The organism is Kitasatospora sp. NPDC001527 (assembly GCF_040298605.1).
Taxonomy (GTDB): domain Bacteria; phylum Actinomycetota; class Actinomycetes; order Streptomycetales; family Streptomycetaceae; genus Kitasatospora.
In genome coordinates, this window is the sequence record NZ_JBEPAM010000055.1 from 39,362 (window position 1) to 52,081 (window position 12,720).

Here is a 12,720-nt window from a genome sequence, read left to right on the forward strand (position 1 = left end):
GGCCCTGGACGGGCCGGGGCCGCCCGGCGTTCGCACGTGGCCGGGCCTCAGCCCAGCAGGGCGAAGGCGAAGCCGCCGCCCGGGTTGGCCATGAACTTGTTGGTCGGCGGGATCTCGCCGCCGGCGGCGATGCCCACCGCCGGACCGGCCAGCGCGATCCGGGTCGGGGTCGGGACGATCTGGACCTGGCCGGCGGCCAGCTGGCCCCAGTTGTTCCAGCCCCAGCCCTGCACCGAGCCGTCGGCCAGCAGCGCCAGCGCGTGCCCGCCGTTGCCGGGGGCCGCGTCGGTGCCGCCACCGCCGGCCGTCACCGCCTTGACGCCGGTCAGGCCGGGCACCGGGGCCGGCACCGCGCGGTCGGCGGTGGTGCCGTCGCCGAGCTGGCCGCCGTCGTTCAGGCCCCAGGCCCAGACGGTGCCGTCGGCCAGCAGGGCCACCGTGTGGTGGTAGGCGCCGACCAGCTGGGTCACCGCGTGCAGGCCCGCGATCTTCTGCGGGGCGGCGCGGTCGACGGTGGTGCCGTCACCGAGCTGGCCCCGGTCGTTGAAGCCCCAGACCGAGGCGGTGCCGTCGGCGTGCACGACCATGCTGTGGCCGCCGCCGGCGCCCAGCCGGACGGCCGGCTCCAGGCCCTCGACCGCGGCCGGGCGCGGCCGGCAGTCGAAGGAGGCGGTCATGTAGGAGCGGACGATCCGGCCCTCACGGGTCGAGCCGGGGCCGTCGCCGAGCTGGCCCCGGTCGTCACGGCCCCAGGACCAGACGGTGCCGTCGGCCTTGAGCGCCAGGTTGTGGGCGCCGCCGACCGCGAGGTCGACGACGTCATCCAGGCCCTCGACCCGGACCGGGACGGGCTGCACGCCGAAGTTGGCCTCGCCGAGCGCGCAGAAGAAGCCGGCGCCCCAGGCCCAGACCGTGCCGTCCTCCAGCAGCGCGGCGCTGTGGCCGCCGCCGGCGCCGGCGGTGCGGACCCGGCCGGGCAGTCCGACGGTCCGCGCCGGGCTCGCCTGGTTCTCGGTGGTGCCGTCGCCGAGCTGGCCGAAGGCGTTGCGCCCGAAGCCCCAGAGCTCGCCGTCGCCGGTGATCGCCAGCGCGTGGCCGCTGCCGGCCGCCACCCGGACGACGTTCTCCAGGCCCTTGATCTCCTGCGCGACGGACCGGTTGACGGTGCCGCCGTCGCCGAGCTGACCGTTGGTGTTGTCACCCCAACTGCTGATGATGCCTGCCATGGTGATGCGACCTCTCAATCGTCGGGGGGCGGTCAGGCCCAGAACTGGTCGACGGCGTACTGGTCCTCGGGGTAGGTCCAGAACTCGGCGATCAGGCCGTCCTGGATGCGCGCCACGTTGACGAAGGGCATCTCCAGGCTCTTGCCCTCGCGCTCGTAGCGGGTGAACACGGTGGCGAAGGCGAACGAGTCGCTGGCGCCGATCTCGTGGATCTCCATCTGGATGCGGCCCTGGCAGATCTCGAACATCCGGCCGGCGAAGGCCAGGGCGGACTCGATGCCCTCGTGCGCGCCGGACAGCTCGCTGGTGCCCGGGTAGTAGTGCACGCAGTCCTTGGTCCAGTAGCCGGCGGCCTTCTGCACGTCGCCCACGGTGAACGCGGCGTAGACCGCTTCCATGAGCTTGGCGTTCGGGTGGTCGACGACCTTCATGACTCTCCTCCTGTGGCTGGTGCGGTGCGGGGCTTTGCCCGAAAGGAATCCGACGAAGCGTCAGACGGCGGCGCGACGGACGATGTCGACCAGGGTGGCCCGGTCCGGGGCGGGGAACGGCGGCGGCGAGCCGGCCGCGGCCTGCTTGACCCGCAGCCGGATCTCCTCGTCCTCGTACAGGCCGGCCGGGTTGTCGAGCGACATCATGGTGCGGACCAGCCGTCGCCAGACCACCTCGTCGGTGGCGGCCGCCTCGGCGACCGTCCCGAAGGTGAGCACGTCCGGCGGCAGCGGCGGCAGCTGCTGGCCGGCCACGGTGGCCCGCCAGAGCCGGGCGCGGCCCGCGTCGTTGCGGACGGCGTCCTCGAACCACGGGCGGAAGGTCCGCCCGGCCAGGCCGGCCGCCAGCGCGGCCTGCTCGGCGTCCGGCTCCGGGTGCTCGCGCACCAGGTCGGCCAGCCCGAGCACGTGCGCGATGGCCAGCGAGACGCCGCGGCCGAACGCGGGGTTGGTGGTGCAGACCGCGTCGGCGACCGGCAGGAAGCCGGGCACCGGCTGCGCGTCCTGGCCGTACAGCTTCAGCGAGTTGTCCAGGCCGCCCATCGCGTGCACCGGGGAGATCGGCACCGAGGCCTCCGGCGCCACCCAGGGGGCGAGCAGCGGGGTGGCCCGGACCACCGCGGTGAAGACGTCCTCGGCGCGCATCCGCTTCAGCTCGGCGTCGTCCGGCAGGATGCCGAAGGAGATGGCGAAGGTGTTGTTGTCACCGAGGAACATCACGCCGGTGTAGTGGTCCCAGAGGCCGCCGGCGCCGAAGCCGCGGTTGAGCGGGCCCACCGGGCGCGGGCCGAGCGCCCGGTAGTAGCGGGTGTAGTAGGTGATGTCGGCGCTGTGCGCGACCAGTTCGGGCTCGGTCAGGCCGTGCTCGCGCAGCCACTCGTGGCCCTGCGAGCGGCGGCCGCTGGCGTCGATCACCAGGTCGGCCTCGACGGTGCGGCCGTCCTTGGTGACCACGCCGGTCACCCGGGCCGGCCCCCGGTCGGCCACGGTCAGGCCGCGCACCGTCTCGCCCCGGCGGAACGAGACTCCGGGCTTGCGCAGCGCCTCCTGGCGCAGGATCAGCTCGAAGGTGGTGCGCCGGCAGCCGAGCATGCGCAGCTCGGCGTCGGCCGGGTGCGGCGTCTTGTCGGCCAGGGTCGGCGGCATGGCCTTGCCCAGCTCGATCTCCCGGGCGCCGGCCGCGACCAGGGCCCGGTAGACGGACGGCAGCCGGTCGCGCAGCAGGTTGGTGCCGAGCGAGCCGAAGGCGTGCGAGTGGTGCAGTTGCGGCACGGTCGGCCGCTGCCAGTCGCCGTGGGCGTCGTCGACGGTGTCCGGCGCCTCGTTGGCGTCCCGTTCCAGCACCGTGATGTCGTGTCCCAGGTCGGCGAACGCCAGCGCGGCCACCAGGCCGGCGACGCTGCCACCGATGATCACTGTCCGTGTCATGACCTCACCCCGCGGTGGTAGGAGTGGAAAGGCCCGCCCGCGGGGTGTCCCGCGAGGTCTCGGCCTTGATGTGGAAGCGGATGGACCGGGCGTCGCTGAAGCACTCGCGCATCGGGCGCACCAGGTCCCGGTGCTCCTCGGTCCGCTCCCAGGCGACGAAGTCCTCCAGCGAGCGCCACTCGCTGGTGATCAGCCACTGCTCCGGGTCGGTGGAGGACTGGCAGACCTGGTCGCGCACGTGCCCGGGGACGCCCTCGGCGACCAGGTGGCGGATCTGCTCGTACGCCGTGAGGAAGTCCTCCCGGCGCTCCTCCTTGACGGTGATGAGGAAGAGCACGCGGCCCTGTGCCGCGCCCTCGGCGACCGGCATGGCGGTCTCCTTCCGGGTCGGTGGGTGATCGGGATCAGGAGTGGGCGCGCAGCAGGACGGCGCTGTTGAAGCCGTCGAAGCCGCGGGCGCCGATCAGCGCGTTGCGCACCTCGGCGGACTGCTCCTCGCGGACGAAGGGCAGGTCGCAGCCGTCCGCCGGACGGGCCGGGCCCGCCGAGGGCGGGATCAGGCCGTAGTCCATGGCGAGCACCGCGGTGGCCGCGTCCAGGGCGCTGCCGCCCTGGTAGAGCCGGCCGGTGAGCGGCTTCTGGGTGGTGACGGCGGCCGGCCCGTCCGGGCCGAAGACCGCGCGCAGCGCCTCGGCCTCGGTGCGGTCGTAGCCGGGCACGCCCACCGCGTCGGGGAACGCGACGTCGACGTCCGACGGCGCGAGGCCGGCCCGTTCGATCGCGGTGCCGAGCGCCCGGGCGTACTGGCGGACCGAGCCGGTGGCGGTCCGGGTGGCGGCGACGGCGTCCTGGGTGGCCGCCCAGCCGGCGATCTCGGCGCGGATCCGGGCGCCGCGGGCGAGCGCGTGCTCCAGGTCCTCGACGACGAACACCGCGCCGCCCTCGCCGGGCACGTAACCGTCCGCCCGCTCGTCGAACGGCAGGTAGGCGGAGCCCGGGTCGGTGCCGGTGTACAGCCGGCCGCTGCGCTGCTGGCAGGCGAGCGCGTACGGGCCGAGCGGCGCCTCGGTGCCGCCGGCGAGCACCACGTCGGCGCCCCTGCGGACCAGCCGGGCGGCGTGCGCCAGCGAGTCCAGGCCGCCGGCGCCCTCCGAGACGAGGACGCTGGACGGGCCCTTGGCCTGGTGCCGGATGGCCAGCTGCCCGACGGTCGCGGCGTAGAACCAGGCGATGGACTGGTAGGCGCCGACGGTCCGCGAGGTGTCCGGCTGCCAGAGCCGCTGGAGCTCGCGCTGGCCGAACTGGTTGCCGCCCGAGGAGCTGGCCAGGGCCACCGAGAGCTTGTACGGCTCCACCGTGGACGGGTCCAGCTCGGCTTCGCCGAGGGCGAGTTCGGTCGCCGCGTAGGCGAGGTGGGTCCACCGGTCGGTCTGCACCTGGAGCCGGCGCTCGACGTACCGGTTGACGTCGAAGTCCGGGACCTCGCCGGCCAGCGTGGTCTCGTACGACGTGGCGTCGAAGAGCGTGATCGGCCCGATCCGGCTCTCGCCGCCGCAGACCGTCTTCCAGTGCGCCTCGCTGCCGATGCCGCTCGGCGCGACCACGCCGATGCCGGTGATGACGGCACGCCGCGTGCTCATCGGCCCCTCCCCAGCTTGGCGAAGAGCATCGCGGACTGGAAGCCGCCGAAGCCGCTGCCGACCGAGAGCGCCGCGTTCACCCGCACCTCGCGGGCGGTGTTGGGCGTGTAGTCGAGGTCGCACTCCGGGTCGCGGTTCTGCCAGTTGGCGGTCGGCGGGACGACCCCGCGTTCGACGGCCAGCGCGCAGGCGGCCATCTCGATCGCGCCGATCGCGCCCAGCGAGTGGCCGACCATCGACTTGATCGAGCTGATCGGCACCCCGTAGGCGGCGTGCCCCAGCGAGCGCTTGAAGGCGCCGGTCTCGTGCCGGTCGTTCTGGCGGGTCCCGGAGCCGTGGGCGCTGATGTAGCGGACGTCCTCGGGGTTGAACCGGGCCTGGCGCAGGGTGTCGTTGATCGCCTCGGACATCTCCAGGCCGTCCGGGCGCAGACCGGTCATGTGGAAGGCGTTGCCGCGGTTGGCGTAGCCGACCACCTCGCAGTAGACCCGGGCGCCGCGCCGGCGGGCGTGCTCCAGCTCCTCCAGGACGAGCACCGCGCAGCCCTCGCCGAGCACGAAGCCGTGCCGGTCCCGGTCGAACGGCCGGGAGGCGTGCTCCGGGTCGTCGTTGTCCGGGGTGGTGGCCTTGATGGCGTCGAAGGAGGCGACGGTGACCGGGGAGATCGGCGAGTCCGAGGCCCCGGTGATCATCACCTCGGCCTCGCCGTCCAGCAGCAGCTGGTAGGCGTGGCCGATGGCGTCGATGCCGGAGGTGCAGCCGGTGGAGACGACCACCGCCGGGCCGTGCGCCCCGTGCCGCACGGCCACGTCGGCGGCCAGGCTGCTGGGGATCAGGCCCTGGTAGAGGAACGGGCTGGTGACGTCCGGGTCGACCAGCCAGTTGCGGCCGGAGTCGCTGGCGACGACGAACTCGTCCTCCAGGACGATGGTGCCGCCGACCGCCGAGCCGAGCACCACGCCGGTGGCGTCCCGGGTGCGCTCGTCGAGCTCCAGGCCGGCGTCCAGCACCGCCTCCTGGGAGGCGGCGAGCGCGAACTGCACGTAGCGGTCGGCGCGGCGCAGCTCCAGCGGGGTGAGCCCGGCGGCGGCGCCGTCGAAGTCGGCCTCGGCGGCGATCTGCGAGCGGAACGCCGAGGCGTCGAAGGCGGAGATCCGGCGGGTCGCGGTGCGGCCCGAGGTGATCAGGTCCCAGAAGGTCTCCCGGGTGGTGCCGCCGGGCGCCACCACGCCGATCCCGGTGACCACCACCCGGCGGCCGTCCGTGGCGGGGAAGGCGGTCATCGCTCCCCCAGCACTATGTGCGCGTCCGCGGTGGTGCCCGGGCCGTCCTCGGTGTCGACGTGGCCGAGCTCGGGGGACGGCGCCAGCGGGCCGAGGTGGAAGACCGCGAAGGCCTCCTCGGAGCCGGTGTTGCGCAGCCGGTGCCGGACGTCCTTGGGGATGACCAGGCCCTGGCCGGCGAACAGCTCGAAGGGCTTGTCGTCGAGGTCGAGGGTCAGCTCGCCGCGGATGAGGAGCAGGAACTCCTCGCTGTACGGGTGGTAGTGCTCGCTGATCCGCTCGCCCGGCTGGAGCCGGGCGATCCCCATGAAGCCGGAGGTGGAGCCGACGGTGCCCGGGGAGAGCACCGCGCGGGTCTCGCCGCCGCGCTTGCGGTTGGCGGGGACGTCGTCGACGGCGATGATGCGGATGTTCCTGGCGGCCACGGCGCTCACTCCTTCTCGGCGGTGCTGGGGTCGGCGGTGTTCGGGTCGGCGGCGAGCGCCTCGACCTTGGCCTTGATGACCTCCAGCTGGATGGGCGAGTTGGTGTTCAGCCGGTCGGTCATGCCCTGGTCGTCGACCGGGGCGGTGGGCTTCATCGCGAAGTCCTGGATCCAGGTCATCCGGGTGCCGCCCCCGGGCAGCTCCTCGTAGCGCCAGTGGATCTGCATGTAGGCGAACGGACCGGTCTCCACCCGGTGGGCGTGGACGGTGCGGTCGGCGGCGTTGACGGTGCGGTCGCTGACCCAGCTCCAGATCCGGCCCTCCTCGTCCGGGTGCATGGTGAGCCGGAAGCGGACGGTCTCGCCGCGCCGCTCGACGATCTCGGCGGCCGCGTACTCGGTGAACAGCTCCGGCCAGCCGGCGACGTCGTTGGTGACGTCCCAGACGAGCTTGAGCGGAGCCTGGATGACGATGCTGTTCTCGGTGTGCCCGGCCATCGCTCAGCCCACCGCCCCTGCGGTCTGCAGCTCGGCGACGATCTGGTCGACGCTGAGGGCGACGGCGCCGTCCGGGACCTTCAGGCCGTAGCGGTCGGCGATCACCGCCTCCAGCTCCAGCACGGCCAGCGAGTCGAGGCCGAGCTCCTCCAGGGGGACGTGCCGGGAGCCGTCGAAGACGTCCGGCGCCGCGCCGGCGCTGGTGATGAGGACGCTCTCGATCTCCTCCGCGGTGACGACGGTGGTCGTCCCGCCGGCCTGGTGGTCGGTCATGGTGCTGCCTCTTTTCTCCGGTGTAGGGACTGCTCCTGGGCCGCACGGCCGGCCGGGGTGAACGGACCCCGGGTCGGCCGTGGCCGGCGGCGGAGGGCGGGCTCACCGACCGCCGGCGCCGGGCTCCCAGCTGTAGAAGCACCGGGCGACCGCGTCCTGCGGCGAACGCCAGGTGGGCAGGTAGGGGGAGATGAACGGGGTGAGCCGTTCGCTGACCCGGGCGAACTCCGGGTGCCGGCGGGCGGCCTCGACCGCCTCCTGGCCGGGGTCGTCGGTCTCCAGCAGATGGACGTAGGCGTCGCCGAGCAGGTACAGCGAGCGGTGGGTGACGCCGGCGAGACGGGGCAGTTCGGTCTCGTCCGACTCGCCGAAGACGCGGGCGACGTCGCCCTCCGCGCCGGGCACCATCCGGGCGATGATCAGGGTGCGGTGCATGCGGGCTCCCCTCGGGCTGGTTCGGGTGGGTGGGCTGCTCAGGGCCGCGGGCTCAGTGCCGCGGGCTCAGGGCCGCGGCCTCGGTGCCGCGGGTGGTTCAGTGCTGCGGGCGGCCGACCGGCTGGATGGCGCCGATGTCGAGCAGGATCCGGGGCACGTTGTCGCCGATCCAGGACTCGACGACCCGGCCGTCGACGACCCGGTGGCAGGACATCTCGTGCACGGTGACCGGCTTGCCGGTGGGCGGGATGTCGAACAGCCGGCCCTGGTGGGTGCCGCGGGTGGTGAACCGGGCGTAGACGCGGTCGCCGTCGCCGGCCACGTCCTCGACGGTCACGTGGACGTCCGGAAAGGCGTTGCGCCAGAGCAGCACGGCCTGGCGGAAGGAGTCCGGGCCGGGCGGCATCGGGGGCAGGCCGGGGGCGTGCACCACGTAGTCCTCGGCGAAGCGGTCGCCGATGGCGGAGAGGTCGCCGTCGTTGAACGCCCGCTCGGTCAGGTCGCGGATGAGGGCCTTGTTGGCCTCCACCGCACTCTCGGTGGACGAGGTCATGACAGTCCTTTGCTCGGCGGACGGCCCGGCCGGCACGGGGCCGGGGCCGGGGGCGGGTCCGGGGACGGAAGGAGAGGGGGAGACCCTGGTCAGAGCAGCGAGGCGAGCACGAAGCAGGCCGCGGCGCCGATCGCGCCCATGGTCCGGGTCTCGTGCGCCAGGTGCCAGCGGCGGCGCTTGCCGCGCCACGCGGCGTCGCTGTCGCGATACGGGCTCCAGCGCTCGATCTGGCGCCAGATCGGGCGGTTGACGCCCTCGGAGGCGACCGCGACGGTCGCCATGCCGACGGTGCCGGCCGCGTACAGCACCTTGGCCACCTTGCTCTCCGTCCGGACGGCCTTGGTGGCGCCGACGGCGGCGGTGGCGAGGCCGTTCCAGAAGGCGATCGGGTGGAACACGTGCATGTCGATGAGCTGGCAGGTGTTGACGTACCGGTCGTAGGGCAGCGAGTTCAGCATCGGCAGGATCGAGGTCTTCATGATCCACAACGTGCCGAGCTGGACGCTGGACGACGTCACCAGCCAGACGTCCGAGTTGCTCTTCAAGTCCTTCATATCGATTCCTCGAATCGATCCGGGATCGCGGGACGTCCGCCGCGACGGGGCGCGGCGGACCGGGGCGGGGTCGCCCGATACGGAAGGGCGGGACCCCGGGGGCCGGGGCATCTCGGCCCCCGGGGCGGCCCCGCGGCCTCATCCTTGCCGCCGGGCGGTCCCAGTGTCAGGAGGCATCCGTCTCCACCGGGCTGGGACGTCGCCCGGGCACCCACGGACCGCGTCCCGGCCGTCCCGGGCCGTGCGCCCAGCCCGTTCGTTGCACCAACCGGCCGCTTCCCAGGCCGTGTTGACGCGCCCACCGAACGCACCCTACGGTGCGAGCGGGCACTCACTCACAGCGTGCCCGAGGCCCGTGACCACCCCGCCGCGCCGACCGGCCGGCGGCCGTCCCAGGAGGTGCCGAGCCGATGACGATCGATGTGCACGGCCACATCACGTCGCCCGAACTCTTCCGCCGCTTCCCCATGCCGCCGAGCCTCGCCGACGTCGACGGCATGGTGGAGCTCAAGGCGGCGGCCGGGATCACCATGTCCCTGGTCGGCAGTCCCGTCGGCGCGGGCACCATGGTGCGCACGCCCGGACTGGACAACTACCGCCAGCCGCTGGACACCCTCGAACGCTTCCACGACTGGCTCGGCGAGCAGGTCCGCGCCCGGCCCGCCGCGCTGCGCGGCTACGTCTACACCAACCCGCTCGGCTCCGACGCCGAACTCGCCGCCGCCGCCAAGCGGTTGGAGCAGGAGGAGTTCGTCGGGCTGATGGTCAACTCGAGCATCGCCGGGCGGTTCCTGGACACCCCGCAGGCCGACGCCTTCTTCGCGATGGCCGCGCAGTACCGCAGCCCGGTGATGCTGCACCCGCCGGCCGAGCCGGCCGGGGCCGGGGAGCTGGACGACCTGCGGCTGGTCGAGCAGATCGCCCGGCCGTGCGACGTCACGCTCGGGACGGCGGCGGTACTGTTCGCCGGCTGGCTGGAGAAGTACCCGGAGCTGCGGATCGTCGCCCCGGTCTGCGGCGGCGGGCTGCCGCTGCTGCTGGAGCGGCTGGAGCTGGCCCGGCGGATGCCGGTCACCTTCGGGCGGCCGGGCGCCGCTCCCGGCGGTCCCACTGGCGGGCCGCCGCCGGGCGTCGGCGGGCCCGGTGCGGGCGGTCCCGGCGGACCGGGGACGGCCGGGCCCGACGGCCCCGCCGTCCCACCGCTCGCCGGGGCGCTGCGCCGGGTGTTCGTCGACACCGCGACCCCGAGCCTGCGGGCCGTGGCCGCCGCCGTCGACGCCTTCGGGGCCGGCAACGTCATGTTCGGCACCGACTCCCCGCCGATGAGCGCACCGCTGGACGCCTCGCTGGCCCGGCTGAACGGCCTCGGCCTGGACGCCGCCACCGTCGCGCGGATCCGGCACGACAACGCCGCCGAGCTGTTCGGCCTGCCCGCCGCGCCCGCCGCGGCCTGACCGCTTCCGACCGACCGTCGGAGCTTCCGCAATCACCGACACGCGACAGGGAGGTGCTGCCATGACGGCAGCCGCACCGACCCAACCGCCCGGCCCGCCCGGCGGACGCCCGGGCGGCGGACCGCCCCCGGGAATCGCCGGCCCGCCGCGGGGCCCCGGCGGACCACCCCCGGGAGCCGGTGGACCGCCCCCGGGCATCGGCGGCCCGCCCGGCGCCGCCGTCCCGCCCCGGCCCGCGCCCGAACGCGTCCCCGCCGACCGGGAGTTCGTCGGCCGCCGGGTCCTGCTGGTCGGCGGCTACGGCAGCATCGGCGCCGCCGTCGCCGAGGACCTCGCCGCCCAGGGCGCCAAGGTCGCCGTCGCCGGCCGCTCGTTGAAGAAGGCCGAGGAGGCCGCCGAACGGCTCGCCCCGCTCGCCGCCCGCGGCGGCACGGTCGTGCCGCACGCCGTGGACGTCGCCGACCGCGCCGACGTCGAGCGGCTGGTGGACGCGGTGGCCTCCGACTGGGGCGGCGTCGACGTCCTGGTGAACTGCGCCAGCGCGCTGGTCACCGTCGGCGCCGAGACCATCTCCGAGGAGGACTGGCGCACCATCGTCGACACCAACCTGCTGGGCGCCTTCTGGCTCTCCCAGTCGGTCGGCCGGGCGATGATCGCGGCCGGCGGCGGCCGGATCGTCCACCTCTCCTCGGTGCGCGGCAAGTTCGGCGCCCGGCGCGGCTTCAGCGCGTACGGCGCCAGCAAGGCCGGCCTGGACCTGCTGGTCAAGCAGCTGGCCGCCGAATGGGGCCGGCACGGGATCGCGGTGAACGCCGTCGCCCCCGGCTTCGTGCGCACCGACTTCGTCCAGGAGAACGCCGCCAACCCCGAGTTCATGCGGATGGTGCTCGGCCGGATCCCGCTGGGCCGCACCGCCGAGCTGCACGAGGTGGCGGACGCCGTCACCTTCCTCGCCTCACCGCGGGCCGGCTTCATCAGCGGCCAGGTGCTGTACGTCGACGGCGGCGTCACCGCCAGCCAGTGACGGCACCCGCCCCCGCGACATCCCACCCCACCGACGGGCCGAGCCCGGCCCCGAACCGTCAGGAGACGACCATGAGCACGTGGCACGCGCTGTACTACCCGCTGCTGCCGGGCAGCGAGGACACCGTCAAGGAGCTGTTCCGCAAGAGCGGCCGCCCGGACTTCGACGTCAAGACGCCCGACGGCACCGTGGTCGGCAAGCTGCTCGGCACCCAGGCCTTCGTGGGCAAGGAGCTGGCCGTGCGGGTCATCGAGATCGAGGGCCCGCTGCCGCTGGTGGCCGCGCACATGAGCCAGCAGCCCGCCGTCCGCGAGTTCGAGCGGGAGCTGGAGAAGCACCTCGCCGTTCCGCGCGACATGACCAGCCGCGAGGGCGCGCAGGCCTTCTTCCGGCTGGCCTCGATGGAGAACGTGCTCTCCCGCCGCCACGACCAGCCGATCGACGGTGAGTGAGATGAAGATCGGGATCGGACTGCCCACCTCGCTGGCCGGTGCGGCCGGCACCGACGTGGTCGCCTGGGCGCGGCTCGCCGAGGAAGCCGGGTTCTCCACGCTCGGCACCATCGACCGTCTGGTGCACACCAGTTGGGAGCCGCTCACCACGCTGGCCGCAGCCGCCGCGGTGACCGAGCGGATCGGCCTGGCGACCAGCATCCTGATCTCGCCGCTGCGCAGCAACACCGCGCTGCTGGCCAAGCAGGCGGCCACCGTGGACCGGCTCTCCGGCGGGCGGCTGACCCTCGGTCTGGCGGTCGGCTCGCGCCCGGACGACTTCGAGGTCGGCCGGGTCGAGAAGACCGGCCGGGGTGCCCGCACCGGCACCCAGGTGGTCGAGCTGCGCCGGCACTGGGCCGACGCGCAGTCCGGCCGGGAGCCGGCGGTCGGCCCGGCGCCGGTCCGGCCGGACGGTCCCGAGCTGATCCTGGGCGGCCACTCGCCGGCCGCGCTGCGGCGGGCGGCCCGGCTGGCCGACGGCTGGATCGGCGGCGGCACCGGCCCGGTGATGTTCGCCCAGGGCGCCCAGGCGCTGCGCGAGCAGTGGGCGGCCGAGGGCCGGACCGGGGCGCCGCGGCTGGTGGCGCTGGCGTACTTCGCGCTCGGCGAGGACGCCGGCAAGCACACCGAGGGCTACCTGCGGTCGTACTACCGGGACGCCGGGCCGTTCGTCGACCACATCCTGCGCGGCGCCGCCGACAACCCGGGCAAGCTGCGCGGGATCGTCGGCAAGTACGCCGAGGCGGGCTGCGACGAGCTGCTGCTGATGCCGTGCGCCGGGGACCTCGGCCAGGTCACGGCGGCGGCCGGCATCCTGGGGCTCCAGGGCTGAACCGGCGACGGGAGGGGCGGACGGCCGTGCCCGGTGCGACCGGCTGTCACGGGCAGGGCCCCGGCCGTGCGACGTCGCACCATCGTGGTGCCCTGTCGACGGCCCCACGGG

At 74.3% G+C, this 12,720-nt stretch carries 16 protein-coding genes; 4 read left to right on the forward strand and 12 right to left on the reverse strand.

Going from position 1 to position 12,720, the window contains the following annotated elements; genetic code table 11:
• Nucleotides 1-47 precede the first annotated feature (47 nt).
• The 12 genes from ABT238_RS33225 to ABT238_RS33280 all read right to left on the reverse strand — a co-directional run bounded on the left by ABT238_RS33225 (nt 48) and on the right by ABT238_RS33280 (nt 8,805).
• A complete protein-coding gene (locus tag ABT238_RS33225) occupies nt 48-1,226 on the reverse strand; it encodes an RCC1 domain-containing protein (protein ID WP_350802701.1) in 1,179 nt (392 codons plus the stop codon).
• A 32-nt stretch (nt 1,227-1,258) separates the two neighbouring features.
• Complete coding sequence (locus ABT238_RS33230; RefSeq protein WP_350564820.1) at nt 1,259-1,657, reverse strand: nuclear transport factor 2 family protein; 399 nt, start codon at nt 1,655-1,657, stop codon at nt 1,259-1,261.
• Between the two features lie 60 nt (nt 1,658-1,717).
• Nucleotides 1,718-3,145, reverse strand: coding sequence for an FAD-dependent oxidoreductase (locus ABT238_RS33235; protein WP_350564819.1), 1,428 nt, complete (start codon nt 3,143-3,145; stop codon nt 1,718-1,720).
• Nucleotides 3,146-3,149: 4 nt separating this feature from the next.
• Nucleotides 3,150-3,515: an antibiotic biosynthesis monooxygenase family protein gene (locus tag ABT238_RS33240; RefSeq protein WP_350564817.1), complete on the reverse strand. Its 366-nt coding sequence runs from the start codon at nt 3,513-3,515 to the stop codon at nt 3,150-3,152.
• A gap of 34 nt (nt 3,516-3,549) precedes the next feature.
• Complete coding sequence (locus ABT238_RS33245) at nt 3,550-4,785, reverse strand: beta-ketoacyl synthase N-terminal-like domain-containing protein (RefSeq protein WP_350564815.1); 1,236 nt, start codon at nt 4,783-4,785, stop codon at nt 3,550-3,552.
• Nucleotides 4,782-6,068: a beta-ketoacyl-[acyl-carrier-protein] synthase family protein gene (locus ABT238_RS33250; protein WP_350564813.1), complete on the reverse strand. Its 1,287-nt coding sequence runs from the start codon at nt 6,066-6,068 to the stop codon at nt 4,782-4,784. The genes ABT238_RS33245 and ABT238_RS33250 overlap by 4 nt, the downstream gene beginning before the upstream one ends.
• Nucleotides 6,065-6,493, reverse strand: a complete 429-nt coding sequence (locus ABT238_RS33255) for a cupin domain-containing protein (RefSeq protein ID WP_350554386.1) — start codon at nt 6,491-6,493, stop codon at nt 6,065-6,067. The genes ABT238_RS33250 and ABT238_RS33255 overlap by 4 nt, the downstream gene beginning before the upstream one ends.
• A gap of 5 nt (nt 6,494-6,498) precedes the next feature.
• Nucleotides 6,499-6,990 (reverse strand): SRPBCC family protein, encoded by a 492-nt coding sequence (locus ABT238_RS33260; RefSeq protein ID WP_350564811.1) that lies wholly within the window; start codon nt 6,988-6,990, stop codon nt 6,499-6,501.
• 3 nt (nt 6,991-6,993) lie between these two features.
• Nucleotides 6,994-7,263: a phosphopantetheine-binding protein gene (locus ABT238_RS33265; RefSeq protein ID WP_350564809.1), complete on the reverse strand. Its 270-nt coding sequence runs from the start codon at nt 7,261-7,263 to the stop codon at nt 6,994-6,996.
• A 102-nt stretch (nt 7,264-7,365) separates the two neighbouring features.
• On the reverse strand, nt 7,366-7,698 hold the full coding sequence (locus ABT238_RS33270) for a TcmI family type II polyketide cyclase (RefSeq protein ID WP_350564807.1): 333 nt from the start codon (nt 7,696-7,698) through the stop codon (nt 7,366-7,368).
• 97 nt (nt 7,699-7,795) lie between these two features.
• Nucleotides 7,796-8,251, reverse strand: coding sequence for an ester cyclase (locus ABT238_RS33275; RefSeq protein WP_350564805.1), 456 nt, complete (start codon nt 8,249-8,251; stop codon nt 7,796-7,798).
• Nucleotides 8,252-8,340: 89 nt separating this feature from the next.
• The gene (locus ABT238_RS33280) at nt 8,341-8,805 is read right to left on the reverse strand and encodes an anthrone oxygenase family protein (protein ID WP_350554376.1); all 465 of its coding nucleotides are present in this window, start codon (nt 8,803-8,805) and stop codon (nt 8,341-8,343) included.
• Nucleotides 8,806-9,215: 410 nt separating this feature from the next.
• On the opposite strand from ABT238_RS33280, the gene ABT238_RS33285 reads away from it, so the two are divergent.
• The 4 genes from ABT238_RS33285 to ABT238_RS33300 all read left to right on the forward strand — a co-directional run bounded on the left by ABT238_RS33285 (nt 9,216) and on the right by ABT238_RS33300 (nt 12,609).
• Complete coding sequence (locus ABT238_RS33285; RefSeq protein WP_350802740.1) at nt 9,216-10,259, forward strand: amidohydrolase family protein; 1,044 nt, start codon at nt 9,216-9,218, stop codon at nt 10,257-10,259.
• Between the two features lie 61 nt (nt 10,260-10,320).
• Nucleotides 10,321-11,283 carry an SDR family NAD(P)-dependent oxidoreductase gene (locus ABT238_RS33290; RefSeq protein WP_350564801.1) on the forward strand — a complete coding sequence of 321 codons (963 nt, stop codon included), beginning with the start codon at nt 10,321-10,323 and terminating at the stop codon, nt 11,281-11,283.
• Nucleotides 11,284-11,354: 71 nt separating this feature from the next.
• Entirely contained in the window at nt 11,355-11,735 is a 381-nt protein-coding gene (locus ABT238_RS33295) for a SchA/CurD-like domain-containing protein (RefSeq protein ID WP_350564799.1), read from the forward strand.
• Nucleotide 11,736: 1 nt separating this feature from the next.
• Complete coding sequence (locus ABT238_RS33300) at nt 11,737-12,609, forward strand: LLM class flavin-dependent oxidoreductase (RefSeq protein ID WP_350564798.1); 873 nt, start codon at nt 11,737-11,739, stop codon at nt 12,607-12,609.
• Nucleotides 12,610-12,720: the final 111 nt, after the last annotated feature.